We start from the raw sequence: 26964 nt of genomic DNA on the forward strand, positions 1-26964 counted from the left end.
GTTTAAAGAGCAAGCAGCACGAATTACAGCATTTGGAGTGATTGATGAAGATTCTGGTCACCGGCGCAAGCGGCTTTATTGGCGGACGCTTTGCGCGTTTTGCCCTGGAGCAGGGCTTTGACGTACGGGTCAGCGGGCGTCGGGCCGAAGGTGTCGAACACCTGGTGCGACGCGGGGCTGAATTTATCCCGGGGGATTTGACCGATGGCTTGCTGGTGCGCGACTTGTGCGTCGATGTCGATGCGGTGGTGCATTGTGCGGGGCATGTGGGCGCCTGGGGGCGTTATCAGGACTTCCACCGTGACAACGTGCTGGTGACCGAAAACGTGGTTGAAGCCTGCCTCAAGCAGCGGGTGCGGCGCCTGGTGCACTTGTCTTCGGCAGCGTTGTACTTCGATGGCCGCGACCACAACGACCTGACCGAGGAGCAGGTGCCCAAGCGCTTCAGGCACCCCTATGCCGCCACTAAAAACCTGGCAGAGCAGAAGGTGTTTGGTGCCCAGGAGTTTGGTCTTGAAGTGGTTGCCCTGCGCCCCAGTCTGGTTACCGGGGCAGGGGACATGAGCCTCTTCCCGCGATTGCTCAAGCAGCAGCGCAAGGGCCGGCTGGCCATTGTCGGCAACGGTCTGAACAAGGTCGACTTCACCAGCATGCAAAACCTCAATGAGGCGCTGATGAGCAGCTTGCTGAGCAGCGCTGCGGCGTTGGGCAGGGCCTACAATATAAGCAATGGCACGCCGATACCTTATTGGGATGTGGTCAATTATGTGATGCGCCAAATGAACGTGGCGCAAGTGACCCGTTACCGGGGCTACACCCTGGCCTACTGCCGAGGAGCGCTTAACGAAGCGGCCTGCAAGCTGTGGCCGGGGCAGCCTGAGCCGTCACTCTCGCGTTTGGGCGTGCAGATCATGAACAAAGACTTTACCCTCGACATCGGCCGCGCCCGGCATTACCTCGATTACGATCCCAAGGTGAGTCTGTGGGCCGCGCTTGATGAATTCTGCGGCTGGTGGAAAGCTCAGGAATCCCCTTACCGCTAACCGCTGCCGCCATTTTTAAAGGTTTACGATGCGTAACGATGCCCGCGACGACTTTGACAATGTGCCGACCCTGCGCGCCGATGCCCATGATCATGATGAGCCGCAGGCCAGCCCTGGTGCCCGTGAGCGCACCACGGTGTACTCGCGCAACACGCCGGTGATCAAGGTCAAGGGCCCGAGCACCGGGCCTTTGTGGACCTTGATCTGTGCCTTGCTGGTGGCCGTTGGCGGGTTGGCCTGGTGGAGCTTTCAGCAGATTTCGCTGATGGAGCAACAGTTGGTGGCCACCCAGGAGAGTTTTGCCCGTATCAGCGAAGAAGCTGCCGGGCGCCTGCAGGCCATTTCCGGCAAGGTGGTTGCCAGTGAGTCGACGATCAATACCGGCAGCGAAGCCTTGAAGATGCAGATCAAGCAGCTTGAAGAACAGTTGCTTGAGCAGAGCAAGCGTCAGCAAGGGTTGGTGGCGGGGCAGCAGGGGGATCTGGATCAGCGCTTTGAGCAAATCAATGCGGCCATGTTGCTGCAAGTGACGGCGCAGAAAGAAAACCAGGCCAAGCTCGAAACCGAAATCAAGAACCTGGGCACTGAGCTGGCCACGCTCAAGGCGGGTGTCGCCCAGCAGGTCGCAGAGGTGGCGGCCTTGAAGAAACAGGGCAACCCGAGCGCGGCAGTGGAGCGCCTGGAGCAGGACATGATCGTGCTCAAAAGCGAACTCGAAAATCGTCCGGCTCCGGCTCAAGGCGCCAATGCGGCCGAGTTTGACGTGTTCCGTGCGCAGATGACGCGCAACATCAACACCCTGCAAAGCCAGATTCAGAACCTGCAAAAGCAGATCAGCGCTCGACCTTGACGGTTTTCCCCTCACCCCAACCCTCTCCCGCAGGGAGAGGGGGCTGATGTCTGGCGTCAGGCAGATCTGGATTTGCCTGTCGGCGGATTTCCGCTTATTCCTGCGCTGAAAGTCAGCGGATTCCCGCTTATCCATCTCCCGCAAGCCATGTAAACCGTGGCTTCAAGCGTTGGCACAAGTCCTGCTATAGCCCTGCAAGCTCGCGTTTTGACGCGCTATAAAAAAACAAATAAAAGAAGGATCCATTCAATGGATAACTCCAGCACCCTGCCTGCCGGGGCCGTGTCTGCGGCGCCTAAAGAAAAGACCACCTCCAGCCGCATCAAATCGATTTTCAGTGGTTCCGTCGGCAATATGGTCGAGTGGTACGACTGGTACGTTTACGCCGCGTTCTCGCTGTATTTCGCCAAGGCTTTTTTCCCTAAGGGCGACACCACCGCACAACTGCTCAACACCGCTGCGATCTTCGCCGTGGGCTTTTTGATGCGCCCCATCGGTGGCTGGCTGATGGGCCTGTACGCTGACCGCAAAGGCCGTAAAGCCGCACTGATGGCCTCGGTATTGCTGATGTGCTTCGGTTCGCTGGTGATCGCGCTATCGCCGGGTTACGAAACCATCGGCGTCTGGGCACCGATCCTGCTGGTCTTCGCCCGCTTGCTGCAAGGCTTGTCGGTGGGCGGTGAATACGGCACTTCGGCCACTTACCTGAGTGAAATGGCGACCAAGGAACGTCGCGGTTTCTTCTCCAGTTTCCAGTACGTGACCCTGATCTCGGGCCAGCTCATCGCCCTGGGCGTGCTGATCGTGCTGCAACAGACCCTGACCGAAGAACAGCTTTACAGCTGGGGCTGGCGCGTGCCGTTCGTGATCGGCGCCCTGTGTGCCGTGGTCGCGCTGTATCTGCGTCGTGGCATGGAAGAAACCGAGTCGTTCAAAAAGACCAAGGTCAAGCCTAAAGAAAGCGCCATGCGCACCTTGCTGCGTCATCCCAAGGAGCTGATGACCGTCGTCGGCCTGACTATGGGCGGCACCCTGGCGTTCTACACCTACACCACCTATATGCAGAAGTATCTGGTGAACACGGTGGGCATGAGCATCTCGGACTCCACCACCATTTCGGCCGCTACATTGTTCCTGTTCATGTGCATCCAGCCGCTGGTGGGCGGGCTTTCGGACAAGATCGGCCGTCGTCCGATCCTGATCGCCTTCGGTGTACTGGGGACCCTGTTTACCGTGCCGATCCTCACCACCCTGCACACCATCACCACCTGGTGGGGCGCGTTCTTCCTGATCATGGCCGCACTGATCATCGTCAGCGGCTACACCTCGATCAACGCCGTGGTCAAAGCGGAACTGTTCCCCACGGAGATTCGCGCACTGGGCGTAGGTTTGCCTTACGCACTGACCGTGTCGATTTTTGGTGGTACGGCTGAATATATCGCGCTGTGGTTCAAGAGCGCAGGTATGGAAACCGGTTACTACTGGTACGTTACGGCTTGTATTGCCTGCTCGCTGGCGGTGTATGCCACCATGAAAGACACCCGCAAGCACTCGCGCATCGAGACTGACTGACGGCCTACCCAGTGGTGTGGGAGCGGGCTTGCTCGCGATTGAATCGCTGCGCTGCAACTGAAACACCGCAGCGCCTGCATCGCGAGCAAGCCCGCTCCCACAGGGGTTAGCCGATGCTGCTACCCGACAGGCTGGCCGATTGGCCGGCCTGTTTGTTTTTCAGATACGTCGCCCCGCCAATCATGACCACCAATATCCCCGCCAGCACCAGCGATGAGCCGATGGTGCCGAAGTCCAGCCCGCCCTTGTCCAGGGGTTTGGTCAGGAAGTCGCCCAGGGTTGCGCCGAACGGGCGCGTCAGCACGAATGCGACCCAGAACAACACCACCGGCGAGATTTTGCTGAAGTAGCGCGCCAGCACCACCACCCCGATAGTCGCCCCGATAAACAGCGCGCCACCCGCAAAACCCAGCCCCGAATCATCCGCCAGGTAGTCACCCAGGGCAGTGCCCAGAGTGTTGGAAAACAGAATCGCCATCCAGTAGAACATCTCGCCGCGTCGGCTCTGCACCTGGCTGACATTCAGTGACTCACCGCTCCATTTCCACAGCGCGAATATCGCCACCAGTATCGACACCAGAATCAGCGAGCCCGTGGCATAGCCCAGGCCGAGGGTGCGGTCCATAAAGTCAGACAGGGTGGTGCCGGCGGTGCTGGTGGACAGAATCACCAGCCAATACAGCACGGGGTTGTAGGTTTTGGAGGACAGCTGAGTCAGCAAGGTCAGCACAAACACGCTGATAAGCAGCATCGAGCTGACGGCATAGCCGACATTGAGGGTCATCGACAGCAAGTCGCCCGCGGTTTCGCCCAGGGTCGTGGCGCAGATTTTCATCACCCAAAACGCAAGGGTAATTTGAGGAAGTTTGTTCATTCGGTCGAGGCTCCAGTGTTTATGGGGGGCAAAGCCGTTTTTGGGATCGGCTTTTTTGCCCGCGGAAGACTGGTGCTCGGGGGGTGAAAAATAGGTAATGGACAGATGAAAAGCCTGTCTGTGAATACGATTTTTCCCAATTAATTGTCAGTTAATACTGTTAGCCCACTATCAATCTCAGCAACGCCTGTGGGCCGGCTGAAGTGCTAAGCCACCCTGCGCAACGATGGACAGCCTGTACAACCTGTTTTTGTGCGGGCCTATACATCGAATTAACTGATTTGTTTGTGCTGTTTTTTGCGCTTTTTAATCAAATTAATCGGCGTAGTCTTAAACCCATAGCCACTCAACATCCCAAACACGAAACAAGGAACTTGATCATGAAAACCAAACTTATCCTCGCTGCTGCTTTCTCTGTCCTGGCTTTCAATGCTGTTGCCGCCGACGGTTTCGATAAAACCCATTCGTCGAGCTTTGCTGAAGATGGCTACAGCCGCACAGGTTCTGCTGCCGTGGCTGCCGACGGTTATGACCGCACAGGTTCGGCCACATTTGCCGAAGACGGTTTCAGCCGCACCAAATCGGCTACCTTCGCCGCTGACGGTTACGATCGCACCGAAGGCGCCCGGTTCAGCTAACCGCTGAAACAGGCACTCCAGCCCGGCCTTGGCCGGGCTTAGTTGTTTTTGGGGGGGAGGAAATGGCGATCCACTTGTAGCAGCTGCCGAAGGAACGAGGCTGCGTTCGGGGACGTAGTCGTCGTAAATCCTGAGTACCGGTTTTAACTGGCGCACCCCATTGTCTGATTTTGCGACGGCTTCGCCGCCGAACGCAGCCTCGTTCCTTCGGCAGCTGCTACGAAAGCCTCGCAATTCGCCATGGAAGCTTTTGTAATCAACCCAAATGCCTTGCACTATATGGGCCCTCTATCTCAGCCGTTTGCGGACTCTTCCCATGTATGACGATATCCATTTCTATGAACCATCCCAGGGCCACGGCCTGCCCCATGATCCGTTCAATGCCATCGTCGGTCCGCGCCCCATCGGCTGGATTTCGTCACAGGACGCCCAGGGCCGCTTGAACCTTGCGCCCTACAGCTTTTTCAACGCATTCAACTACATCCCGCCGATCATCGGGTTTTGCAGTGTAGGTCGCAAAGACAGCCTCAATAACATCGAACAAACCGGCGAGTTCGTCTGGAACCTCGCCACCCGGCCGCTGGCCGAGTCCATGAACCAAAGCTGTGCCATGGTCGCGCCCGAGGTCAATGAGTTCGAGCTGGCCGGGCTGACCACCGTACCGTCACGGGTGATCAGTGTGCCGCGCGTGGCCGAAACGCCGGTGTCGTTTGAATGCAAGGTCACCCAGATTATCCAGCTGCAACGGGCAGACCAGGAACTGGTGCCAAGCTGGCTGATTCTGGGGGAGGTGGTGGCGGTGCATATTGCCAGGCACCTGCTCAAGGACGGGATTTACGATACCGCCGCCGCCGAGCCGATCTTGCGCGGCGGCGGCCCGGCGGATTACTTCCAGCTGGGCCCCGAAGCATTGTTCAAGATGCATCGCCCACGCTGATTACCACACCAGCTCGGCGTCCTCGGTGACGCCTTGCAGGGCTTCAAGTTGCTCGGCTGCAGCGGCATCGGCGGCGGTCGCAGTCTTGAAGGTCTGCTCGATGAGAATTTTGTGAAAGCGCGGGGTTCCACCTTCGTACAAGGCTTTGACCGCAATTGCTGCGTGATAAACACCCGGTTCTACCGGGACTACAGCGGATACCGCTTCAAACTGTGCAAATTCCTTACGCGCCATGCGCCAACTCCCGGCAGTGAAAAACCGCCATTCTACCTCTTCGGCCCGCCTGCATCGCTGTAGGTCTGAAAATCGAGGCTGTCCACCACTTGCTGGTGTACCAGGGTGCCGTAGATATCCATCAGCGCTGAGTTGAAGTAGGCCTGCATCGAGGGTTCATCCTGCCAGTAGCCAGCAACCTGCCACAGCAGCGGATCGTTATCGCAATGCTGCAAGGCAAAGTGCAGGCAGCCGGGGGTTTGCAGGCTCGGTTCGATCAGTTGGCTCAGGCAGGCCTCGACCTGGGCCGAGCACCCGGCGCGGGCGCGAACCACGGTCATATGACTGACGGCATTGGGCTGGGGCATGCTGGCCTCCACAAAGGAAAGTGGTGTTGGGGGGAGGTTCAAAGCTTAAGGGGCGCAGCAACTGACCGTTAGTCGATTCCTGCCCGAGGCTTGCACGATCCTGCAAACCCCCGCCTGCCAGCCGCCCGCCCGGACAATCGGGCAAACGGCCTGGCTATCAGGGTTTCGAGCAAGGTTGTGCGTCTGCGCCGGGTTCGGCGGGGGGCTGCTCCCGGGCTTTGACAGGATCAGGCAAGACAACGGCAGAAATTAGCTACCCCTTGGCCTTGCACAAACTTAAGCTGTGCCATCACTGCAAGAAGGATGCGCCCCATGTCCCTGCTGGAACCGCCGCGGCCCGCGCTCGACCCCGCCTTTGAAACGCAGCGGGTGGAACTGGCCGACCTGATTTTTCGTCACGCCCCGCAAGACGGCTCGTTCACCACCGGCGTCGAGGCGCTGTTCGTGTCGCGCTACAGCCAGCCCAGCGGTTTCTCTCCGAGCCTGCCCAAACCCGCTTTGTGCATCATGGCCCAGGGGCGCAAAGAGGTACGCCTGGCAGACGAATACTTCGCCTACGACCCGCTCAATTACCTGGTGGTTTCGGTGTCGATGCCCATCAGTGGCCGGGTGCTGGAAATATCCCCCGAGCACCCGGTACTGGCTTTGCGCTTGGACATTGACCCGGCCGAGATCGCCACGCTGATCAGCGAGGCTGGCCCCATGGGCGTGCCATCACGACCTACCGGGCGCGGGCTGTATGTCGAACCCATCGACCCGTTGATGCTCGATGCACTGCTGCGTCTGACACGTCTGCTCGATACGCCCAAAGACATCGCCATGCTCGCGCCATTAATTCGCCGCGAGATTCTCTACCGGCTGCTACGCAGCCCGCAGGGCCATCGGCTGTATCAGATCGCCAGCGAGAACAGCCAGAACCACCGCGTCAGCCGGGCGATTTCCTGGCTTAACGGTAACTTTGAGCAGCCGTTGCGCATCGACAGCCTGGCACGCGAAGCCAATCTCAGCGTGTCGACCCTGCACCACCGGTTCAAGGCCATGACCGCCATGAGCCCGCTGCAATACCAAAAGCAACTGCGCCTTAACGAAGCCCGCCGATTGATGCTCAGCGAAGGCCTGGATGCGTCGGCCGCGGGCTATCGCGTGGGCTATGAGAGCCCGTCGCAATTCAGCCGCGAGTACAGCCGCCAGTTTGGCGCGCCACCGGTGCGGGATCTGGCGCGCCTGCGCATGAGCTTATAGGCCCAGAGATTGCTGCCAGCGCAGCTCATCGATTTCAATCACGCTGGGCCCCTGGCGGTCGCCGGCGCTGGCCAGCGCTGCGCGCAATTGCGCTTCATCCCCGACCGCCTGCGCGGCACAACCCAGGGCCTTGGCCACACCGATAAAGTCCGGGGTGTAGATGTCCACGCCAACAGGCTCGATGGCGCGATTGAGCATGTATTTCTTGATCTCGCCGTAGCCCTGGTTGTTCCACAGCAGCACGATGATCGGCGTTTGCGCCTCCACTGCGCTGGCCAGTTCGGCCAGGGTAAATTGCAGGCCGCCATCACCAATCAGGCACAGCACCGGGCCGCCGGGTTTGCCTTCGGCACGACGCCCCAGCCAGGCCCCCACTGCCGCGGGCAGGGCGTAGCCGAGCGTGCCGTAGCCCGTCGATGAGTTGAACCAGCGCCGCGGCTGTTCGGGGTTGAAGGTCAGGTTGCCGGTGTACACCGGCTGGGTCGAATCGCCGACGCACACGGCATCCGGCAGCACCTCGAAAACCGTCTGCAAAAAAACCGTCTGGGCACGGGTCGGGGCATCCCACTCGGTGGCCAACTGCGCCTGCAGACGGCTGACCCGCACAGCTCCCCACTGCGGATCTCGTAATGGCAACGGCGCAAGGCTTGCCAGTAGAGCCTCGCTCGCCACGTTGGCATCGGCTACCAGCGCCAGTGTCGGCGGGTAATTGCGTACGGTCTGGTCGGGGTCGATATCAATACGCAGCAGTACGCCGGGGATCTCGAAGCCGCCGGCAAACGTCACGTCGTAATCGGTCTCGGCCAACTCTGTGCCGATTGCCAGCACCACATCGGCCTCGGCCACCAGCGCCCGTGTGGCGACCAGGCTTTGCGTCGAGCCGATCAACAGAGGGTGAGAGGAGGGCAGCATGCCCTTGGCGTTGATGGTCAGGGCCACCGGCGCGCCGAGGCGCTCGGCCAGTTGCGTCAGTGCCGGCGCCGCATCGATCGCACCGCCGCCAGCCAGAATCAGCGGTCGCTTGGCCTGGGCCAGACGCTGGCTCATCTGCTCAATCGCAGCAGGCGCGGGGCCGGGGCGGGCAATGCTGACGGGCAGGCTGGCAAGCAGCGCATCGGCGTTTTCCACCAGCACGTCCAGGGGGATTTCGATATGCACCGGGCGTGGGCGCCCGGCCTGAAATAGCGCAAAGGCCCGCGCCAGCACGGCCGGCAACTCAGCTGCCGACATCAGGGTATGGGAAAACGCCGCGACGCCAGCGACCAGTGCGCTTTGGTTGGGCAGCTCGTGCAACTTGCCGCGCCCGCCACCCAACTGGCTGCGTGACTGCACACTGGAGATCACCAGCATCGGGATCGAGTCGCCGTAGGCCTGGCCCATCGCCGTGGTGATATTGGTCATGCCCGGCCCGGTGATGATAAAACATACACCCGGTTTGCCACTGGTGCGGGCATAGCCGTCGGCCATAAAGCCTGCACCCTGCTCATGACGCGGGGTGATGTGGTTGATCGACGAGCCCGCCAGCCCGCGATACAGCTCAACGGTATGCACCCCCGGAATGCCGAACACCTGCTCGACCCCGTAGGCCTCCAGCAACTTGACCAATACCTCGCCGCACGTCGCCATGTGTCCCGTTCCTTTTTTGTTCTGGAAAAGACCATTGAAGCGGTCGGATGTGGTGCGCACAACGCAAACGTGCTCATACTAGCCATGTCCTGGACTCATGGCTGACCACTGATGAAACGCCTCCCGCCGCTTCCCGCACTGCATACTTTTCTGATCACGGCCCAATGCTGCAACTTCACCCGTGCCGGTGAGCAATTGCATATCACCCAAGGGGCGGTCAGCAGGCAAATTTCCGGTCTGGAAGAGCATCTGGGTTACTCGCTGTTCCATCGTCAGGCCCGTGGTCTGAGCCTGACCGAGCAGGGCCAGGCGCTGTACCCGCGTATCGAGCAGGTGTTTGACTTGATCGGCGAGGCTGTCGAGCATGCGAGCGTTCGCCGCAGCCCGCTGCAAATCAAGGCCCCTACCTGCATGCTGCGCTGGCTGTTGCCCAAGTTGCTGCACTGGCAAGAACTGCGCCCGGACGTGCCGGTTGAGCTGACCAGCAGTGTGCAGCACGGGGTGGATTTTCGCCGCGAGGCATTTGATGCTGCGGTGGTCTACAGCCCGCAACCGGGGCCCAAGCGTCAGGGGCGCCACCTGTTCGACGAACAGCTGACACCGGTCTGCGCCCCGCATCTGCTGGATGGCAGCGGCGCTATCAACCAGCTGGGCGATCTGGCACAACACACCCTGCTGCACCCCAGTCGCGACCAGCAGGACTGGACCCACTGGCTGAGTGCGGCGGGGGGCGATGTATCGGCCATCCGCAAGAGCCAGTACTTCGACACCCTGGACCTGGCCATGACCGTGGCCGCCCAGGGCAACGGCGTTGCCATAGGCGACTGGTCACTGATAGGCGATGACCTGAAGGCTGGCCGCCTGGCCATGCCCTTTGACTTCAAGGTGCGTACCGGCGGCGCGTACCTGCTGGTGTGTTCACCACGCCACGAGGCATCGGCGCCGTTGCTTGAGTTGCTGGACTGGTTGGTGGCGCAGGCACATGGCGCAGATTAACTGCGGACCGATAACCCCCCCCCCCCGATTTTCCTGATGCGACAAAAAGCGCTGTAACAGTTTTAATGGGGTAATTCTTCCTTAAATGGGGTAAAAACAACCAATAAAACCCTATTTGATCTTTTGAATTACCCTATTTAAAGGACGCTTATGCACTCGCTCACCGTCGAACTACTGGCCCAACTCCGTTATGACGGTTTGCAGCTTTCAACCTTGAGGGCGTTGGGCGAGTACAGGGGCAAGCAAAAGCTGTTTGTCGCGCAATCGGCAGAAGCACTGGCAGACCTGAAGCAGCAGGCCGTGATCGAGTCCGCCGAATCATCCAGCCGCCTGGAGGGCGTCGTCGTTTCGCCCTCCCGTCTGAAGTCCTTGATGGTCAAAAATGCCCAGCCTAAAAGTCGCTGCGAACAGGAAGTTGCCGGCTATCGGGATGCCCTGTCGCTGATCCACGAAGCCTGCGATGCCATGCCCGTCTGCGAAGGCACGGTGCGCCAGTTACATACGATTCTCTATCGTTACTTGCCACAAGAGGGTGGCAACTGGAAATCAACCAATAACGACATCATTGAACGCCATCCTGATGGCAGTCTCAGGGTGAGATTCACACCTACTCCCGCTCATCTGACGCCGATGGCCATGAGCGATCTGCTAACCCGCTTCCACAACGCCAATCAGCAAAAACTTGCCGACCCACTGGTGCTGGTTCCGCTGTGTATTCTGGACTTTTTGTGTATCCACCCCTTTGCCGACGGGAACGGCCGTGTTGCCCGCCTGTTGACTTTGTTGCTGCTCTATCAGTTTGATTACGCCGTAGGCCGTTTCATCAGCCTTGAGCGGATTTTTGAAGACAGCAAAGAGAGCTATTACGAAACCCTGGAGGCCAGCTCTGTTAATTGGCATTCAGGCACCCACGATGTGGGGCCCTGGCTCAATTATTTTTGGGGCGCACTGATCAAGGCTTACAAAGAGTTTGAAGCCCGGGTTGGAACCATCGAGAAAAAACACGGTAACAAGAGCAGCCGTGTCCGGATTGCCGTGCTGAACCGCTCGCTACCCTTTTCAATCAGCGAGATCGAACTGGCATGCCCCGGCACGAGCCGGGACACGGTGCGCCTGGTGTTACGAACGTTGAAGTCCGAAGGCGTGATTGAGTCCACAGGCAAGGGGCGAAGTGCGAAATGGCGCAATTGCCCCTTACCCTGAACTCAATACCCCACGGTAAACCGCTGGCGGGAATGCTGGGGCTGTTCGACTTCATCGAGCATGGCGATGGCAAAGTCGGCAAAGCTGATCCAGCTTTTGCCTTCGCTGTTGATCAGCAGGCGGTCTGTGCCCAGGCGGAACTTGCCCGTGCGCTCGCCTTCGACAAACTCGGCTGAAGGTGACAGAAAGGTCCAGTCCAGCTCTTTTTCGGCGCGCAAGGTGTCAAGGTAGACGCCGCCTGCCGTGGCTTCTGGCCGGTATTCGTCAGGGAAGCCCGGGCTGTCGATGACTTTGGTGTCGCCTGGCAGCAACAGTGAGCCTGCACCGCCCACAAACAGCAGGCGTTTGACCCCGGCCTTTTTCACCGGCTCGATAATGGCCGAGGCCGGCAGGGTCGAGAAATGCGCGGCGCTGAGCACCACGTCATGGCCCGTCACGGCGTCTTGCAGGGCCTGGGCATCGTTGACGTCAACGTCCTTGACCACCACGCCCGCCCGCTCGCCCAGTTTTTTCGAGGCATTGCGGGCAATGGCCGTGACACTGTGGCCACGACGCAGGGCTTCTTCCAGCAGTTGGCTGCCAGCACGGCCGGTAGCCCCGATAATTGCGATCTTGCTCATGATGTTCTCCAGTGAGTAGGTAGTAACGTCAAACATTCAGTTCAGGCCCGTAGCAGCTGCCGTAGGAACGAGGCTGCGTTCGGTTGCGCAGCGACCGTAAACCCTGGAATCCGGATCTGACTGGCACACCGCAGTATCTGATTTCACGACGGCTGCGTCGGGGTGCCGCCTTACGTCGGACGCAGCCTCGTTCCTTCGGCAGCTGCTACGCAGGTTCTGCATTCACCACTTCATTTCGCCCTTGGCCACCTTGGCGCTCAGTTCCAGCGAAGACTCTTCGCCCAGATCCGGGTAGCGTTTTTTCATGGCTGCAATCAGTTCGCCCGAGTTGCTGGCCTTTAGCGCCTCTTCATCGAACGCCTTGATGTAGTCGCGGGTGAAATACACCGCTTTCATCGATCGGTCGCTGTCACCCAGGTAATGGCCCGGTACCACGATTTTCGGTTGCAGGCTGTCGATACGTTTAAGGGTGGCCAGCCATTGCTTGTGCGATTGCGGGGTCTGGGTGTCGGCCATCCATACATGCAGGTTGTCAGCCACGACCACGCCACCGACCACCGCCTTGATCGAAGGGATCCACACAAAGGTACGGTCCGGCTGGCGCCCGCTCAGGCCGACGATATCCAGTTCATGCCCTTCAAGGTCCAGGGTGTTGCCCTTGAGCACCTGCGGCACGATCAGCTTTTGCGGCATATCGGCGCCCATTTGCGGGCCCCAGAATGCCAGTTTGGCGTCTTTGGTCTGGTTGATATGCTCGACCACCGGCCCCGGGGCAACCACTTTGGCATCCGGGAACGCCTGGGTCAGGGTCTCCAGGCCGAAATAGTAGTCCGGGTCGCCGTGGCTGATGTAGATGGTGGTCAGGTGCTTGCCACTGGCGCGAATCTTGTCGACCACTTGCCGGGCCTGGGCCTTGCCAAATTGGGCGTCGACCAAGATGGCGTCCTTGTCGCCACTGACCAGCACTGAAGACACCGGGAAAATCGCCGCCGCCCCCGGGTTGTAAACGTCCAGGGTCAAGGGCGCCGGAGCCGCCGCAGCATGGGCGGCAAAGCCCAGCATCACAGCGCTGAGAACAAAACGGCGAAGGGTGGAAAATCCGCTCATGGGTGATTCCTGAGTCAATGGCCAAAATCGGCGATGGACAGAGCTTAGTTGCCCGATCAAGAACTAAAAATGCGATGCTTGAACATAGTTTGTTTCAGATATCGGGCAGATCATGGATCGTCTTATTGCAATGCGGGTGTTTGTCACCGTCGTCGACCTTGGCAGCCAGTCAGCCGCTGCTGATCACCTGGACCTGTCGCGCCCGGTGGTTTCGCGTTATCTGGCGGAGCTTGAAGAATGGGTGGGGGCACGCTTGATGCACCGCACCACGCGCAAGCTGAGCCTGACCGCCGCCGGCAATGAAACCCTGCCGCGCTGCCGGCAGTTGTTGGAGCTGGCCGACGACATGCAGGCCGCCGTGGATGTGCCCAGTGATGCACCACGGGGGTTGTTGCGCATCAGCGTCAGCACCTCGTTCGGCCAGGCGCAACTGGCGGCGGCAGTCACCGACTATGTACGGCTTTACCCGCAGGTCAGTATCGACCTGCAGATGCTCGATCGCACGGTCAATCTGGTGGATGAACGCATTGATCTGGCGATTCGCACCAGCAATGATCTGGACCCGAGCCTGATCGCACGCAAGCTGACCGTTTGTCGCTCAGTGCTTTGCGCATCCCCGGCCTATTTGCGCGAACACCCGGCGCCGCAACAGGTCGATGACCTCAGTGGGCACAACTGCCTGACCCATTCCTACTATGGCAAAAGCCTGTGGCATTTCACTTGCGCGGGTGAGGAAGTGTCGGTACCGGTGCAGGGCAATATCAGCGCCAATGAAGCCAGCACCCTGTTGAGCGCTACATTGGCCGGTGCCGGGGTTGCGCTGCTGCCCAGCTATCAGGCGGGGGTTTTTGTGCAACGCGGTGAACTGGTGCCCCTGCTGCCCGAAGCAGAGCCGCGCTTGATGAACATCTACGCGGTGTACGCCTCGCGCAAGCACATGCCGGCCAGCTTGCGCAGCATGCTCGACTTCCTCGCCGAGCGCTTTACCGACGAACCGGTGTGGGATAAATACCTGTAGCCGCTGCGCTCCTCAGCGGCTACAGGATTTACATGCATAGTCCATTTGAAGGATGAAATCGGGCGCAACCACTCGTACAACTGATATGGCAAGAACCTGTGTCTGAACTAGCCTCAAAGCTGTGACGTCAAGGGAGCCAATGCCATGACTACCAAAACAAAAACAACATGCATGACCGTTTTTATCGTTTTCGCTGCCGCTGTCCTGTTTGCAAGCGCTTGCTACCGCGCCGAGCAAACCCGCCAGGCAGCCGGATTGACCGCCAGTTGCAATGGCGCGCACTGCACTGCCATGTTCAGCGCTCTGAGGTAGCAAACACCAGAGTGTCAGGGCGGGCTGATCATGTCAGTCCGCCCTTCTCGAAACGCACTGGGCGATGTCCCGCTCAAGCGTCGGAAAAATCGCGCAAAATACGCCGGGTCTGCAAACCCCAGGCTGTCAGCCACTTCGCTGATGGTTAGCGGTGTATAGATCAAATGTCGCTTGGCCTCCAATAACAGTCGCTGATGGATGATCTGCAACGCCGACTGCCCCGCCAGTTCGCGGCAGATGCTGTTCAAGTGCGCCACTGAAATGCCCACCTGATGTGCCAGCTGCTCAACACCGGGTTGCTGGCGGAACTGCGCCTCGACCTGCTGATTGAACAGGCCCAGATACTCGCGCCCCCTTGGTAACAACTGCCGCGCCTCACGACGCTGGATCACCTGGCGCGCCACCCATACCAGCAGCACACTGATCAACGATTGCAAGAGCATGTCGCGGGCAGGCTGTGCGCCGACATATTCGCGTTGCACCTCACTGAACAGGTTGTTGAGGTAATCACTGTCCTTGCCTGCGGGGTAACTGGCGACCCGCTGCAACAGACTGATGTTGCCGCCCAGTTGGGCTTGCAACTGCGCCACCAGCGGCGCGGCCAGGGTCAGGACAAAGCCTTCCACGTTCGGCGAAAACTGAAACCCGTGGACGCACAGAGGCGGGATGACCTGAATCGCCGATTGCTCCAGAACATGGCGCTGGCCCTCGACTTCAACCTGCGCTCGGCCCTTGTGCACATAGAGCAACTGGCACAAGTCAGCATGCCGATGGGGGCGGATCTCCCAATCGTGGACGCGGCTGCGCAGCGAGATGGTTTCGCAGTGCAACAGGTCGGGGCTGAGCCAGTCCTGCTGCTCACCGTAAAGCTTGAACACCGGGATTGAAGGAATCATTGGCGCCGTACCTGTTGTCGGGTTGTAAGCCGATAATCGCACCGATTGGCGAAAAGTACCGGTAATGCCGTGGTTATCACCTTCATTTGCTGCGCTCGCAAGCGAAAAATACAAGCACAAACCTATAAGAACTTGCTCGCCCCACGGGGTCGAGGCTACGCGAGACAACAACAATGAGAACTCAAGTCGCCATTATTGGAGCGGGTCCTGCGGGGCTTTTGCTCGGTCAACTGCTGCACAACGCCGGGATTGATAACGTGATCCTCGAACGCCAGAGCGGCGACTATGTGCTCGGGCGGATTCGCGCCGGAGTGCTGGAGCAGGGCATGGTCGACCTGTTGCGCCAGGCCGGTGTCAGCCAGCGCATGGACGCCGAAGGGTTGGTGCATACCGGCTTTGAGCTGGCCCTGGATGATCGCCAGGTGCATATCGACCTCAAGGGCCTGACCGGCGGCAAGACGGTGATGGTCTATGGCCAGACCGAAGTCACCCGCGACCTTATGGCGGCCCGCGAAGCTGTCGGTGCCCACACCCTGTACAGCGTCAGCAACGTCCAGCCCCACGGCATGAAAACCGATGCGCCTTACGTCACCTTCGATAAAGAGGGCGAAAGCGTGCGCCTGGACTGCGATTACATTGCAGGCTGCGATGGTTTTCACGGCGTCGCACGTCAGTCGATTCCGAGTGATGTACTGAAAATTTTCGAACGTGTGTATCCCTTTGGTTGGCTCGGCGTACTGGCCGACACCCCTCCGGTGCATGACGAACTGGTGTATGCCCGCCACGAGCGCGGTTTTGCCCTGTGCAGCCAGCGCTCGGCCAGCCGTAGCCGCTATTACTTGCAGGTGCCGGCAGAAGAGAAAGTCGAGGACTGGTCTGATCAGCGCTTCTGGGCCGAACTGAAAACCCGGCTGCCAAAGGCGTTGGCCGAGCAGTTGGTGACGGGCCCCTCCATCGAAAAAAGCATCGCGCCCTTGCGCAGTTTTGTCGTTGAACCGATGCAGTACGGGCGCCTGTTTTTGCTGGGCGATGCCGCCCATATCGTACCGCCGACCGGGGCCAAGGGCCTGAACCTGGCCGCCAGCGATGTCAGCACCTTGTTCAATATGTTGCGCAAGGTCTACACCGAGGGGCGCACCGACTTGCTGGAACGCTATTCCGAGGTGTGCCTGCGACGAATCTGGAAGGCCGAGCGCTTTTCGTGGTGGATGACCTCGATGCTGCACCGCTTCCCGGACAGCGACGGCTTCAGCCAGCGCATTGCCGACAGCGAACTGGCGTATTTCGTCGACTCTGCGGCGGGCCGTACCACCATTGCAGAAAATTACGTCGGGCTCCCTTACGAAGCTATCGAATAGGATCCTATCGAGTACACTGAGGGCCATCCGATACAAGCTCCGCGCCTACAGGTGTCCCCGTGACCAGTCTGAACCAGCCTCCCCAGGCCAAACCGGCCATTCGCAGCATTCTGATCGCCCTGATGCTGGCGATTTTTCTGGGGGCGCTGGATCAGACCATCGTCGCCGTCTCCATGCCCGCCATTTCTGCCCAGTTCAAGGATGTCAGCCAGCTGGCGTGGGTGATTTCCGGTTATATGGTGGCGATGACCGTCGCGGTGCCGATCTACGGCAAGCTCGGTGACCTGTACGGGCGCCGGCGCCTGATGCTGTTCGGCATGGGCCTGTTTACCCTGGCCTCGCTGTTTTGCGGGCTGGCGCAAAACATGGAGCAGCTGGTACTGGCGCGGATCATTCAGGGCATTGGCGCCGGCGGCATGATCTCGGTCAGCCAGGCGATCATTGGCGATATCGTACCGCCCCGCGAACGCGGCCGTTACCAGGGTTACTTCAGCAGCATGTATGCCCTGGCCAGCGTTGCCGGGCCGGTGCTGGGTGGCTATATGACCGAGTACCTGTCATGGCGCTGGGTGTTCCTGATCAACCTGCCACTGGGGCTGGCGGCCTGGTGGATTTCCCACCGTACCCTGGTCGGCCTGCCCGTGCCGCAGCGCAAACCCATTATTGATTACCTGGGCACGATGCTGATGATCGTCGGCCTGACGTCACTGCTGCTGAGCATCACGTTTATCGGTCAGGGCCAAAGCTGGCGTGACCCGCAAGTGGCAGGTTTTCTGGTGGTGGCGCTGATCGCCCTGGCGCTGTTTGTCCGGCATGAACGGCGCACGCCAGAGCCGTTGCTGCCCATGCACCTGTTTGCCAACCGCAATGCGGTGCTGTGCTGGTGTACGGTGTTTTTCACCAGCTTCCAGGCCATTTCCCTGATTGTGCTGATGCCGCTGCGCTATCAGAGCATCACCGGTGCCGGTGCCGACAGTGCGGCCCTGCACCTGTTGCCGCTGGCCATCGGGTTGCCGATGGGGGCCTACTTCGCCGGGCGCATGACTTCGGTGACCGGGCGTTACAAGCCGATGATCCTGAGCGGGGCGGTGCTGATGCCCCTGTCCATTCTGGGCATGGCCTTCAGCCCGCCCGGCGCCGAATGGTTGAGTGGCGTGTTTATGCTGTTCAGCGGGATTGCCAGCGGCATGCAGTTTCCGACGTCGCTGGTGGGCGCGCAGAATTCGGTGCAACAGCACGATATTGGCGTGGCGACCAGCACCACCAACCTGTTCCGTGCGTTGGGCGGGGCGATGGGGGTGGCGTTGATGTCAGCCCTGTTGCTGGCGCTGCTGCACGGTTCATTGCCGGCGCCGGTCATGGGCCAGCCGCTGATTGGCGAAGGCAGTTCGGGCAATGTGCTGCTCGACAGCCTCAGCCAGGTTCAGGGCCCGGCCCTGCAAAGCCTGCGGGCAGAGCTGCTGCTGACTTTCCGTCAGTTGTTGAGCATCAGCGCGGCGGTGTCGTTGCTGGGGCTGGCGGCGGCACTGGCGATGCCCAACCAGGTACTGCGCGGGCGTGAGGACAAGGCACGCTAGGGCAAATCAAAAGCCCCTGAATACGCTGAGGGGCTTATTCGGCATTTAAAAACGCTTCACGCACCAGGCCGTGGCGCTGCATTTTTTCATTCAGGGTACGCCGCGGCAGTTGCAGCTCATGGAGTACGGCCTTGATATCGCCCTTGTGCCGGGTCAGTGCCGCGCGCAGGCATTGCGCCTCAAAGGCTTCCTGTTGTGCCACCAGCGATTGCCCCACGTCGGTGTCGGGCAGTTGCGGTTCGCCCAACCCCAGTACATCCCGCTCGGCCACGTTGGCCAGTTCGCGCACGTTGCCTGGCCAGGCGTGGCAGAGCAAGCGCGACAGCTGCGGGCCGCTCAGCACTTGTAGGCTGCGCCCGAGGCGTTCAGCGGCTTGGCGGGAAAAGGCGTCGTACAACAAGGCAATGTCCTCGCGCCGCTCCCGCAGCGGTGCCAGGCGTAACTCGGCCACAGTCAGGCGATAGGCCAGGTCTTCACGAAAGCGTCCGGCGCGGGCTTCGTCGAGGAGGTCGGGTTTGGTCGCGGCAACCACCCGCAAATTCACGCTGATGCTCTGGTTGGAACCCAGGCGCTCGAGCTTCTGCTCCTGCAGCACCCGCAGCAATTTGGCTTGCTGGGCCAGCGGCATGCTTTCGATTTCATCCAGAAACAAGGTGCCACCATCGGCGTATTCCAGCTTGCCGATGCGCTTGCCCTGGGCGCCGGTAAAGGCGCCGCTTTCGTGGCCAAACAACTCGGCTTCAAACAACTGCTCGGGGATGGCCGAGCAATTGAGGGCGACAAAGGGCTTGTCGGCCCGTGGACCAAAATCATGCAGGCAGCGGGCGACCAGTTCCTTGCCGCTGCCGGTCTCGCCGCGAATCAGCACATTGACCGGCAGCGGCGCCAGCTCCAGCACCTGGCGGCGCAAGGTCTGCAAGCTGCGCGAGACCCCCAGCAGGCGCCCGTCGATCTGCTCACGCAGGTCGGCCTGTTCGTGCAAGCGACGGTTCTCCAGGATCAACTGACGTTTTTCCAGCGCGCGGCGCAGGCTGCCAAGCAATGCTTCGGGGCTGAAGGGCTTTTCCAAAAAGTCGTAGGCACCTGCGCGCATGGCCTCCACTGCCATCGGCACATCGCCGTGGCCGGTCAGCAGGATCACCGGCAAGTCTGCATCCAGTTGCTGCAAGCGGTTGAGCAGGGCCAGACCGCCCATGCCCGGCATGCGCACATCGCTGACAATCACCCCGGCAAAGTGCGCAGGCAACTGGCCAAGACAGTCTTCGGCGCAGGTGAACAACTGCACGTCAAAGCCGCTCAGGCTCAGCCACTGCTCCACTGCATTGCGAATACTGGCCTCGTCATCGACCACGATCACCGAATTGAGCATGTTTCAAGATTCCTGTGCGATGGGCAGCGTCAGCGTGAATTGCGCACCATCCGCGTGGTTGCAAGCAGTCAGGCGACCGCCGATTTCGTGAACAATGGCGTAAGACACCGCCAGCCCCAAGCCCAATCCGTCGCCCACGGGCTTGGTGGTGAAGAACGGGTCGAAGATTTTACCCAAGTGCTGCTCGTCAATCCCGCCGCCGCTGTCGGTCACGGTCAGGCACCACAGTTGCTGGTCGGCTTCGATGCGGATCTCAAGGTGCTTGCGCGGTTTGTCGCGCATGGCGTCCAGGGCATTGCGCAGCAGGTTGATCAGCACCTGCTCCAGGCGGATGGCATCGCCGCGTACCCAGGCCGGGCGTTGCAGGTTGACCTGCAGGTCGATCTGCTCGTCCTTCAGACGCGGCTCCAGCAGTTGCAAGGCTTGATCCACCACAGTGGCCAGATCCAGCTTTTCGCGCAGGCCGCTGGGGCTTTGCCTGGCGTAGGTTTTCAGGTGGCCGGTGAGGGCCGCCATGCGCGTAAGCATCTGCTCCAGGGGCGCCAGGGCTTTATAAGCATCGTCGATGCGGCCGTGGTCGAGCAACAGGCGCAAGGTCGCCAGTTGCATGCGCTGGGCGGTAAGGGGCTGGTTGATTTCGTGGGCCAGCGCCGCCGACATTTGCCCCAGTGCCGCGAGTTTCGCTGATTGCACCAGGCCATCTTGGGCGGTTCGCAAGTCCCGGGTACGGGCTTCGACCAGTTGTTCAAGTTCTTCACGATTACGCTGGCGCAAACGTGCCAGGCGCCAACGCTGAAGTAAAAACAGGCCCAGAAAAACCACGGTCAGCCACAGACCTGCCCCCGCCAGGGCTGCATTGCGGATGTCTTCTGCGACGTTTGCCGGGCGCCGCAACAGGTGCAGGGTCCAGCCTTCGGGGCTCAGTGGCAGAGAGCCCCACAAATAATCCGCCGGCCCGTCCGGGCCCTCGACGCGGGTCAGTGAGCTGTTTTCAGCGAAGCTGCGCAAGGTGTGGGTGTTCATCAAGGTCAGCGGTTGATTGTGGTATTGGCGGGTAACGCTGATTTCGTTGCGGTCGCTGTCATCCAGCGGCCGCAACAGGCGATAGCGCCAGCCGGGCTGATTGGCAATAAACACGATGCCCCGCGCATCGCTGACCAGCAGGATATCGTTGCCGTGGCTCCATTCGCGTTCAAGCTGGGGGAACTCGAGTTTGACCACCATCGCCCCGAGGAAGCGGCCGTCCGCATCGAGCACAGCGCTGGACAGAAAATACCCCGGGATGCCACTGGTCACGCCCACCGCGTAAAAGCTGCCGCTGCCCTGGCTGCGGGTCTGGCTGAAGTAGGGCCTGAAGCCGTAGTTGTGGCCCACATAGCTGTTGGAGGTGTTCCAGTTGCTGGCGGCCACTGCCAGCCCGCTGCTGTCGAGCAGTTCCAGGGTCGAGGACTGCGCCGCGCCGTTGATGCGTTCCAGTTTGCGGTTGAGGGCGGCCTGTACCTCGGGCGTGACCGGGTTGCTCAGGGCGTTGACCAGTTCGGCGTCCAGCGCCAGCACGGCCGGTAGGGCGCGATAGCGCTCGATCAGGGTGTGCAGTGAGTTGGCATACAGGCTCAGTTGCTCTGGCCCGCGTCTGGCGCTTTCTTCCAGGGCATGGCGCTCGGCCTGACGCATCGCCCAGCCGCCAGCCAGAGCCGCGCCGGCCAGGATCAACAGGCAATACAGCGCCATACGCAGGGCGCGAGATGTCACAGGCATGCTGGCAAACCGCTCAAACAGGGGGGCGAACGATAGCATGGCAGGCGTATCCAGCGGCCAACGGCCAGCAGGGGTCAGGCTTTTATCGCCACCACGCTGAGCAATTGCCCGTCAACCAGAGCAAACTGCGCATCCAGTTCGCTGCCGTGTTGCCAGTCGGTAGACAGGTCGGTGAGCAGGCGCAGGCGCACATGACCTTCGGGCGTCCAGCTGAGCACTTCGGCGTGTTCAAAGTAGAAGCGTTTTTGCACCAGCGGGTAGAGGGCCTTGAACAGGCTTTCCTTGACTGAAAAGGTCAGGGTGACCAGCAGCGCGATCTGCTCGGCAGGCCCGGCGAGCATGCGCGCAAGCTCATCCGGGGTGAGGATTTCCTTGGCCAGGCGCTGGGCGCGTTCGGGGCTGAGCAGGGTTTCCAGATCGATGCCCAGGCCTTGCCAGTCGCGCCGCAATGCTACCAGGGCCGCGGCGCGGCCTTTGCTGTGGGTAATGGCGCCGCAGATATGGGCGGGCCAAACGGGGGCGCGGTCTTCGCCCATGCCGGGGGTGGCCAGAGTGCCATCCAGTTGCAGCATGGCTGCACGGGCACACAGGCGCCCGGCCAGAAATTCGGCCTGGCGTTTGGCCACCGAGCGTTGAATACTCGCTGGCATGTCGATGTTGCTGCGGGCAAAGTCATCGTCTTCCAGCTGGGCAGGGATAAAGTCGGTGCTTAGCCAGGTACTGGCAGGCAGCGTGGCTGGCAAGGGCCAGTCGGCGCGCAGCGGCGTGCAGCAGGCAGGCAGGGCGGGGAGTCGGTTCATGGCGCCATTGTGCCGGGGCTTGGCCCGGCTGTGCAATTGTTCAGAGTCTGTTCAGGGCACACGACTTACTGTGTAGCTAGGCTGTATAGGACACACGTCCTTAGAGACGCGGATTGGCTTGGGAGAGCGCGATGAAATTGCTGGTGGTTGAAGATGAGGCGTTGCTGCGCCATCACTTGCAAACCCGTCTGACAGAAAGTGGCCATGTGGTCGAAGCGGTGGCCAATGCCGAAGAGGCGTTGTACCAGACCGAGCAGTTCAACCATGACCTGGCGATGATTGACCTGGGCCTGCCGGGGCTTGGCGGCCTGGAACTGATTCGCCAGTTGCGCGCCCGGGGCAAGACGTTTCCGATCCTGATCCTCACTGCGCGTGGCAATTGGCAGGACAAGGTCGAAGGGCTGGCAGCGGGTGCGGACGATTATGTGGTCAAGCCGTTCCAGTTCGAAGAACTGGATGCGCGGCTCAATGCGTTGCTGCGCCGCTCCAGTGGCTTTACCCAACCGACGATAGTGGCCGGTGCGCTGGTGCTGGACATCAACCGCAAACAGGCGGTGCTCGACGGTGAGCCGCTGGCGCTGACCGCCTATGAATACCGGATTCTTGAATACCTGATGCGCCATCACCAGCAAGTGGTGGCCAAGGACCGACTGATGGAACAGCTGTACCCGGATGACGAGGAACGTGATCCGAATGTGATCGAGGTGCTGGTCGGGCGCCTGCGACGCAAGCTGGAGGGGGCAAACGGTTTTAAGCCAATCGATACAGTGCGCGGCCTGGGGTACTTGTTTACTGAGCGCTGCCGATGATTCGTTCGCTTCGCGTTCGATTGATGCTGGCGGCAACCCTGTTGGCCGTGTTGTTTATGCTGGCGTTGCTGCCGGCGATGCAGGGAGCGTTCAGTCTGGCGCTCAAGGACGCCATCGAGCAGCGCCTGGCGTCAGATGTCACCACGCTGATTTCAGCGGCAAAGATGGAAAAGAACCGGCTCAAGATGCCGGCGCTGCTGCCTGATGAGCAGTTCGACCTGCCGGACAGTCGCCTGCTGGGCTACATCTATGACCGTGACGGGCAACTGGTGTGGCGCTCACGCGCCACCCAGGAAGAAACCATCAACTACAAGCCGCGCTATGACGGGCGCGGCAACGAATTTGCGAGCATTCGCGAGGCCAACGGCGAAGAGTTCTTTGTCTACGACGTGGAGGTCAAGCTGCTAGGCGGCAAAAGTGCGGCCTTCAGCTTTGTCGCCCTGCAACCGATGCGCGAATACAACCGCACGCTGGAAGGCCTGCGGGAAAATCTTTATCTGGGGTTCGGCGCAGCTTTGATTGTGCTGCTGGCATTGCTATGGATTGGTCTGACGTGGGGGTTACGCGCCTTGCGACGTTTGAGTCAGGAACTGGATGAAATCGAAACGGGCACTCGCCAGAGCCTCAGCGAGCAACACCCGCGCGAGCTGCTGCGCCTGACCGGCTCGTTGAACCGCTTGCTGCAAAGCGAGCGCGAGCAGCGCACGCGCTATCGTGATTCCCTCGACGACCTGGCCCATAGCCTGAAAACCCCGCTGGCGGTGTTGCAGGGGGTAAGCGAAAGCATGGCCCAGCGCCCGGCCGACCGTGAACAGGCCTGGGTGCTGCAAAGTCAGATCGAGCGCATGAACCAGCAGATCGGCTATCAGTTGCAGCGTGCCAGCTTGCGCAAGAGCGGCCTGGTGCGTCATCAGGTCGAAGTGCTGCCCGTGGTACAGAGTCTGTGCAACACGCTGGACAAGGTGTACCGCGACAAGGGCGTCAAGGTCAGCTACGACATCCCGGAACTGAGCCATCTGCCGATCGAGCAAAATGCCTTGCTGGAGTTGCTCGGCAACCTGTTGGAAAACGCCTATCGGCTGTGCCTGAGCCAGGTACGCATCAGCCTGCACCGCAATGCCCACGGCATAGAAGTCTGCGTGGAGGACGACGGCCCGGGCGTGCCGCCGGATCAGCGTGCGCGCATCTTGCAGCGCGGCGAGCGCCTCGACCGCCAGCATCCGGGGCAGGGCATAGGCCTGGCGGTGGTCAAGGACATCATTGAAAGTTATGACGCCACCTTGACCCTGGACGACTCGTCATTGGGCGGGGCGGCCTTCAGGATTCATTTCCCGGCGGGGTGAGCGATGCCCCCCCTGTAGCAGCTGACGAGCGGAGCGAGGCTGCGTTCGGCGGCGCAGCCGTCGTAAACCTGAGTCCCGGGTTTTCCTGACACAACCATGTACCTGACTTCACGACGGCTGCGCCGCCGAACGCAGCCTCGCTCCGCTCGTCAGCTGCTACAGGTATATGGGGGTACGGTGGCGTTTAGGCGGATATCCGCCACCTCCTGCACTTCAACACGCCTAATGGGCGGATTCCCGCCAAGGGCTGTCCTGCAAAAACAATACGTAAAGTCCTACAAGTTCAGGCGCTACGGGCCATTGCGCAGCTTTAACGCAATGTGGCCCACGGCTTGCAATAAGTGCGAGAGGTCTGCCGTAAGAGCAGCCCCAAAAACAAATCCCTCCAAGTACAGGAGGGTTCGCGCTTTAGGTGTCACCAGTCTCAGACGGAATGATGATTGAGTGATGCACTTGAGGAACTTTGCAATGACGACTCGTCAGCCACTGTACAAATCCCTGTATGTGCAAGTAATCGTAGCGATCGCTATCGGTATCTTGCTGGGCCATTACTACCCGGAAACCGGTGTCGCTCTCAAGCCGCTGGGTGATGGCTTTATCAAACTGATCAAGATGGTCATCGCGCCCATTATTTTCTGTACGGTGGTCAGCGGTATTGCCGGCATGCAGAGCATGAAATCGGTCGGCAAGACCGGCGGTTATGCCTTGCTCTACTTCGAAGTCGTGTCGACTATCGCGCTGTTGATCGGCCTGATCGTGGTTAACGTGGTTCAGCCTGGCGCTGGCATGCATATTGACGTGTCGACCCTGGATGCCAGCAAAATTGCCGGTTACGTGTCGGCAGGCGCAGACCAGAGCATCGTAGGCTTTATCCTCAATGTAATCCCGTCGACCATTGTTGGCGCCTTCGCCAATGGCGATATCCTGCAAGTGCTGATGTTCTCGGTGATCTTCGGTTTCGCCCTGCATCGCCTGGGTGCCTACGGCAAGCCGGTACTGGACTTCATCGACCGTTTCGCCCATGTGATGTTCAACATCATCAACATGATCATGAAGCTGGCGCCACTCGGTGCGCTGGGTGCGATGGCCTTCACCATCGGCGCTTACGGCGTAGGCTCGCTGGTGCAGCTGGGTCAGTTGATGATCTGCTTCTACATCACTTGCGTGCTGTTCGTGCTGATCGTGCTGGGCGGTATTGCCCGCGCTCACGGTTTCAGCGTGTTGAAGCTGATCCGCTACATTCGTGAAGAGCTGCTGATCGTACTGGGTACGTCCTCGTCGGAATCGGCGCTGCCACGCATGCTGGTGAAAATGGAGCGCCTGGGCGCGAAGAAATCGGTAGTGGGCCTGGTGATCCCGACCGGTTACTCGTTCAACCTCGACGGTACTTCGATCTACCTGACCATGGCCGCCGTGTTTATCGCCCAGGCGACTGACACCCATATGGACATCACCCATCAGATCACCCTGTTGCTGGTGCTGTTGCTGTCGTCCAAAGGTGCTGCGGGCGTAACCGGTAGCGGCTTTATCGTGCTGGCGGCCACCCTGTCGGCTGTAGGCCACTTGCCGGTAGCTGGTCTGGCGCTGATCCTGGGTATCGACCGCTTCATGTCTGAAGCCCGTGCCCTGACCAACCTGATCGGTAACGCCGTGGCAACCCTGGTGGTGGCCAAGTGGGTTAAAGAGCTGGACACCGACACCCTGCAGACCGAGCTGAACTCCGGCGGTCGCCCGCTGGAAGATACCCGCCCGCAAGATGACCTGGGCGTGGCTGAAGGCCCGGCCCCGGTGCTGCTCAAGTAAGTCTGAGCGCATAAAAAACCCATCTTCGGATGGGTTTTTTTATGCCTGCTTATTCGACCCGCGTCAGGCCGCTGAACACCAGCGCGTTACGGCAGCGTCGGCACAGATAGCCGCGGCCTTGCTTGACCAGGGCGTGGCGCTGGGCGGAAAAGGCAAAGTCGCTGTCCGGGCACGGGCAACGGTAGATATAGCGCGTGGCGCTGCGCCGTTTGATGGCGTAGGTATGGCAGCGATTGGGCGGCAGTTCGTACACCCCGCGCATGATCAATTGCCATTCTTCGCCGTGGGGCGCGATACGTTCGCCAAACAACTGATGGGCAACCAGGTGCGCCACTTCGTGGGGCACGGTCTGCCTGAGGAAGTCTTCGCTGTTTTCACGGTACAGCTGGGGGTTGAAGCGCAGCAGGTTTTCATGCAAATGGGCGACCCCGGCTTTTTGCCCGCGCAGTTTGAAACTGACGACGGGGCGCTTGAAGGGGCGTTTGAAAAACACTTCGGCCTGTTGGAAACAGTCTTCGACGCGGGTATTGAGCAACTCGGGCATGCGGTTCGGTTCTCCAGAGCCGAGGATTATGCCGCAAGCGGTGGGGGTTCCGAAGTGTCGAGGTGCCGAGCGGTCACGATGCGAACGC

General features: G+C 60.3%; 25 protein-coding genes. 14 read left to right on the plus strand and 11 right to left on the minus strand.

Annotated elements, in window-relative coordinates; all coding sequences use genetic code 11:
- Positions 1-44: 44 nt before the first annotated feature.
- The 3 genes from BLU25_RS20735 (at position 45) to BLU25_RS20745 (ending at position 3465) form a co-directional block, all read left to right on the plus strand.
- Entirely contained in the window at positions 45-1043 is a 999-nt protein-coding gene (locus BLU25_RS20735) for an NAD-dependent epimerase/dehydratase family protein (RefSeq protein WP_016779811.1), read from the plus strand.
- A 28-nt stretch (positions 1044-1071) separates the two neighbouring features.
- The gene (locus tag BLU25_RS20740; RefSeq protein WP_016779812.1) at positions 1072-1893 is read left to right on the plus strand and encodes a coiled-coil domain-containing protein; all 822 of its coding nucleotides are present in this window, start codon (positions 1072-1074) and stop codon (positions 1891-1893) included.
- A gap of 249 nt (positions 1894-2142) precedes the next feature.
- The gene (locus tag BLU25_RS20745; RefSeq protein WP_016779813.1) at positions 2143-3465 is read left to right on the plus strand and encodes an MFS transporter; all 1323 of its coding nucleotides are present in this window, start codon (positions 2143-2145) and stop codon (positions 3463-3465) included.
- Positions 3466-3571: 106 nt separating this feature from the next.
- On the opposite strand, the gene BLU25_RS20750 is transcribed toward BLU25_RS20745, so the two are convergent.
- On the minus strand, positions 3572-4339 hold the full coding sequence (locus tag BLU25_RS20750; protein ID WP_083369812.1) for a COG4705 family protein: 768 nt from the start codon (positions 4337-4339) through the stop codon (positions 3572-3574).
- Between the two features lie 380 nt (positions 4340-4719).
- Here BLU25_RS20750 and BLU25_RS20755 point away from each other — a divergent pair, with 380 nt between their 5' ends.
- Positions 4720-4977, plus strand: a complete 258-nt coding sequence (locus BLU25_RS20755; protein ID WP_016779815.1) for a hypothetical protein — start codon at positions 4720-4722, stop codon at positions 4975-4977.
- A 316-nt stretch (positions 4978-5293) separates the two neighbouring features.
- Positions 5294-5914, plus strand: a complete 621-nt coding sequence (locus tag BLU25_RS20760; protein ID WP_083369813.1) for a flavin reductase family protein — start codon at positions 5294-5296, stop codon at positions 5912-5914.
- Here the strand turns inward: BLU25_RS20760 and BLU25_RS20765 are convergent, their stop codons facing one another.
- The gene (locus BLU25_RS20765) at positions 5915-6148 is read right to left on the minus strand and encodes a hypothetical protein (RefSeq protein WP_016779817.1); all 234 of its coding nucleotides are present in this window, start codon (positions 6146-6148) and stop codon (positions 5915-5917) included.
- 32 nt (positions 6149-6180) lie between these two features.
- Positions 6181-6495 carry a putative quinol monooxygenase gene (locus BLU25_RS20770; protein ID WP_016779818.1) on the minus strand — a complete coding sequence of 105 codons (315 nt, stop codon included), beginning with the start codon at positions 6493-6495 and terminating at the stop codon, positions 6181-6183.
- 312 nt (positions 6496-6807) lie between these two features.
- Between BLU25_RS20770 and BLU25_RS20775 the strand changes: the two genes are divergently transcribed.
- Positions 6808-7737, plus strand: coding sequence for an AraC family transcriptional regulator (locus tag BLU25_RS20775; RefSeq protein WP_016779819.1), 930 nt, complete (start codon positions 6808-6810; stop codon positions 7735-7737).
- Here BLU25_RS20775 and BLU25_RS20780 read toward each other — a convergent pair.
- Positions 7732-9363 (minus strand): 5-guanidino-2-oxopentanoate decarboxylase, encoded by a 1632-nt coding sequence (locus BLU25_RS20780; RefSeq protein WP_016779820.1) that lies wholly within the window; start codon positions 9361-9363, stop codon positions 7732-7734. The genes BLU25_RS20775 and BLU25_RS20780 overlap by 6 nt on opposite strands.
- Before the next feature lie 111 nt (positions 9364-9474).
- Here BLU25_RS20780 and BLU25_RS20785 point away from each other — a divergent pair, with 111 nt between their 5' ends.
- On the plus strand, positions 9475-10359 hold the full coding sequence (locus BLU25_RS20785) for a LysR substrate-binding domain-containing protein (protein ID WP_016779821.1): 885 nt from the start codon (positions 9475-9477) through the stop codon (positions 10357-10359).
- A gap of 150 nt (positions 10360-10509) precedes the next feature.
- A complete protein-coding gene (locus tag BLU25_RS20790) occupies positions 10510-11562 on the plus strand; it encodes a Fic family protein (RefSeq protein WP_016779822.1) in 1053 nt (350 codons plus the stop codon).
- 2 nt (positions 11563-11564) lie between these two features.
- On the opposite strand, the gene BLU25_RS20795 is transcribed toward BLU25_RS20790, so the two are convergent.
- Complete coding sequence (locus BLU25_RS20795) at positions 11565-12182, minus strand: NAD(P)-dependent oxidoreductase (protein ID WP_016779823.1); 618 nt, start codon at positions 12180-12182, stop codon at positions 11565-11567.
- A gap of 222 nt (positions 12183-12404) precedes the next feature.
- Positions 12405-13289: an MBL fold metallo-hydrolase gene (locus BLU25_RS20800; protein WP_016779824.1), complete on the minus strand. Its 885-nt coding sequence runs from the start codon at positions 13287-13289 to the stop codon at positions 12405-12407.
- 112 nt (positions 13290-13401) lie between these two features.
- On the opposite strand from BLU25_RS20800, the gene BLU25_RS20805 reads away from it, so the two are divergent.
- The gene (locus tag BLU25_RS20805) at positions 13402-14307 is read left to right on the plus strand and encodes a LysR family transcriptional regulator (protein WP_029611281.1); all 906 of its coding nucleotides are present in this window, start codon (positions 13402-13404) and stop codon (positions 14305-14307) included.
- A 326-nt stretch (positions 14308-14633) separates the two neighbouring features.
- Here the strand turns inward: BLU25_RS20805 and BLU25_RS20810 are convergent, their stop codons facing one another.
- Entirely contained in the window at positions 14634-15515 is an 882-nt protein-coding gene (locus BLU25_RS20810) for a helix-turn-helix domain-containing protein (RefSeq protein ID WP_016779826.1), read from the minus strand.
- A gap of 173 nt (positions 15516-15688) precedes the next feature.
- Between BLU25_RS20810 and pobA the strand changes: the two genes are divergently transcribed.
- A complete protein-coding gene (pobA, locus tag BLU25_RS20815) occupies positions 15689-16873 on the plus strand; it encodes a 4-hydroxybenzoate 3-monooxygenase (protein WP_029611282.1) in 1185 nt (394 codons plus the stop codon).
- Positions 16874-16932: 59 nt separating this feature from the next.
- Positions 16933-18450 carry an MDR family MFS transporter gene (locus BLU25_RS20820; protein ID WP_016779828.1) on the plus strand — a complete coding sequence of 506 codons (1518 nt, stop codon included), beginning with the start codon at positions 16933-16935 and terminating at the stop codon, positions 18448-18450.
- Between the two features lie 34 nt (positions 18451-18484).
- Here BLU25_RS20820 and BLU25_RS20825 read toward each other — a convergent pair whose 3' ends face one another.
- From BLU25_RS20825 to BLU25_RS20835, 3 genes are all read right to left on the minus strand, one after another.
- Positions 18485-19819 (minus strand): sigma-54-dependent transcriptional regulator, encoded by a 1335-nt coding sequence (locus BLU25_RS20825; protein ID WP_016779829.1) that lies wholly within the window; start codon positions 19817-19819, stop codon positions 18485-18487.
- A gap of 3 nt (positions 19820-19822) precedes the next feature.
- On the minus strand, positions 19823-21577 hold the full coding sequence (locus BLU25_RS20830) for a sensor histidine kinase (RefSeq protein ID WP_029611283.1): 1755 nt from the start codon (positions 21575-21577) through the stop codon (positions 19823-19825).
- Positions 21578-21651: 74 nt separating this feature from the next.
- Complete coding sequence (locus BLU25_RS20835) at positions 21652-22377, minus strand: 4'-phosphopantetheinyl transferase family protein (RefSeq protein ID WP_016779831.1); 726 nt, start codon at positions 22375-22377, stop codon at positions 21652-21654.
- A gap of 131 nt (positions 22378-22508) precedes the next feature.
- On the opposite strand from BLU25_RS20835, the gene BLU25_RS20840 reads away from it, so the two are divergent.
- The 3 genes from BLU25_RS20840 (at position 22509) to BLU25_RS20850 (ending at position 26332) form a co-directional block, all read left to right on the plus strand.
- Positions 22509-23186, plus strand: coding sequence for a response regulator (locus tag BLU25_RS20840; RefSeq protein ID WP_016779832.1), 678 nt, complete (start codon positions 22509-22511; stop codon positions 23184-23186).
- On the plus strand, positions 23183-24529 hold the full coding sequence (locus BLU25_RS20845; protein WP_016779833.1) for an ATP-binding protein: 1347 nt from the start codon (positions 23183-23185) through the stop codon (positions 24527-24529). The genes BLU25_RS20840 and BLU25_RS20845 overlap by 4 nt, the downstream gene beginning before the upstream one ends.
- A 468-nt stretch (positions 24530-24997) precedes the next feature.
- The gene (locus BLU25_RS20850) at positions 24998-26332 is read left to right on the plus strand and encodes a dicarboxylate/amino acid:cation symporter (RefSeq protein WP_016779834.1); all 1335 of its coding nucleotides are present in this window, start codon (positions 24998-25000) and stop codon (positions 26330-26332) included.
- Positions 26333-26381: 49 nt separating this feature from the next.
- On the opposite strand, the gene BLU25_RS20855 is transcribed toward BLU25_RS20850, so the two are convergent.
- On the minus strand, positions 26382-26876 hold the full coding sequence (locus BLU25_RS20855; RefSeq protein WP_016779835.1) for a SprT family zinc-dependent metalloprotease: 495 nt from the start codon (positions 26874-26876) through the stop codon (positions 26382-26384).
- Positions 26877-26964 lie beyond the last annotated feature (88 nt).

It is taken from the genome of Pseudomonas fragi (genome assembly GCF_900105835.1).
Taxonomy (GTDB): Bacteria; Pseudomonadota; Gammaproteobacteria; order Pseudomonadales; family Pseudomonadaceae; genus Aquipseudomonas; species Aquipseudomonas fragi.

Coding starts and splice junctions, on each gene's coding strand:
- BLU25_RS20795 (WP_016779823.1), bottom strand. CDS start 12,182: ATGAGCAAGATCGCAATTATCGGGGCTACCGGCCGTGCTGGCAGCCAA.
- pobA (WP_029611282.1), top strand. CDS start 15,689: ATGAGAACTCAAGTCGCCATTATTGGAGCGGGTCCTGCGGGGCTTTTG.
- BLU25_RS20840 (WP_016779832.1), top strand. CDS start 22,509: ATGAAATTGCTGGTGGTTGAAGATGAGGCGTTGCTGCGCCATCACTTG.
- BLU25_RS20810 (WP_016779826.1), bottom strand. CDS start 15,515: ATGATTCCTTCAATCCCGGTGTTCAAGCTTTACGGTGAGCAGCAGGAC.
- BLU25_RS20855 (WP_016779835.1), bottom strand. CDS start 26,876: ATGCCCGAGTTGCTCAATACCCGCGTCGAAGACTGTTTCCAACAGGCC.
- BLU25_RS20790 (WP_016779822.1), top strand. CDS start 10,510: ATGCACTCGCTCACCGTCGAACTACTGGCCCAACTCCGTTATGACGGT.
- BLU25_RS20740 (WP_016779812.1), top strand. CDS start 1,072: ATGCGTAACGATGCCCGCGACGACTTTGACAATGTGCCGACCCTGCGC.
- BLU25_RS20765 (WP_016779817.1), bottom strand. CDS start 6,148: ATGGCGCGTAAGGAATTTGCACAGTTTGAAGCGGTATCCGCTGTAGTC.
- BLU25_RS20850 (WP_016779834.1), top strand. CDS start 24,998: ATGACGACTCGTCAGCCACTGTACAAATCCCTGTATGTGCAAGTAATC.
- BLU25_RS20835 (WP_016779831.1), bottom strand. CDS start 22,377: ATGAACCGACTCCCCGCCCTGCCTGCCTGCTGCACGCCGCTGCGCGCC.
- BLU25_RS20830 (WP_029611283.1), bottom strand. CDS start 21,577: ATGCCTGTGACATCTCGCGCCCTGCGTATGGCGCTGTATTGCCTGTTG.
- BLU25_RS20755 (WP_016779815.1), top strand. CDS start 4,720: ATGAAAACCAAACTTATCCTCGCTGCTGCTTTCTCTGTCCTGGCTTTC.
- BLU25_RS20760 (WP_083369813.1), top strand. CDS start 5,294: ATGTATGACGATATCCATTTCTATGAACCATCCCAGGGCCACGGCCTG.
- BLU25_RS20775 (WP_016779819.1), top strand. CDS start 6,808: ATGTCCCTGCTGGAACCGCCGCGGCCCGCGCTCGACCCCGCCTTTGAA.
- BLU25_RS20845 (WP_016779833.1), top strand. CDS start 23,183: ATGATTCGTTCGCTTCGCGTTCGATTGATGCTGGCGGCAACCCTGTTG.
- BLU25_RS20750 (WP_083369812.1), bottom strand. CDS start 4,339: ATGAACAAACTTCCTCAAATTACCCTTGCGTTTTGGGTGATGAAAATC.
- BLU25_RS20785 (WP_016779821.1), top strand. CDS start 9,475: ATGAAACGCCTCCCGCCGCTTCCCGCACTGCATACTTTTCTGATCACG.
- BLU25_RS20825 (WP_016779829.1), bottom strand. CDS start 19,819: ATGCTCAATTCGGTGATCGTGGTCGATGACGAGGCCAGTATTCGCAAT.
- BLU25_RS20770 (WP_016779818.1), bottom strand. CDS start 6,495: ATGCCCCAGCCCAATGCCGTCAGTCATATGACCGTGGTTCGCGCCCGC.
- BLU25_RS20735 (WP_016779811.1), top strand. CDS start 45: ATGAAGATTCTGGTCACCGGCGCAAGCGGCTTTATTGGCGGACGCTTT.
- BLU25_RS20780 (WP_016779820.1), bottom strand. CDS start 9,363: ATGGCGACGTGCGGCGAGGTATTGGTCAAGTTGCTGGAGGCCTACGGG.
- BLU25_RS20745 (WP_016779813.1), top strand. CDS start 2,143: ATGGATAACTCCAGCACCCTGCCTGCCGGGGCCGTGTCTGCGGCGCCT.
- BLU25_RS20805 (WP_029611281.1), top strand. CDS start 13,402: ATGGATCGTCTTATTGCAATGCGGGTGTTTGTCACCGTCGTCGACCTT.
- BLU25_RS20800 (WP_016779824.1), bottom strand. CDS start 13,289: ATGAGCGGATTTTCCACCCTTCGCCGTTTTGTTCTCAGCGCTGTGATG.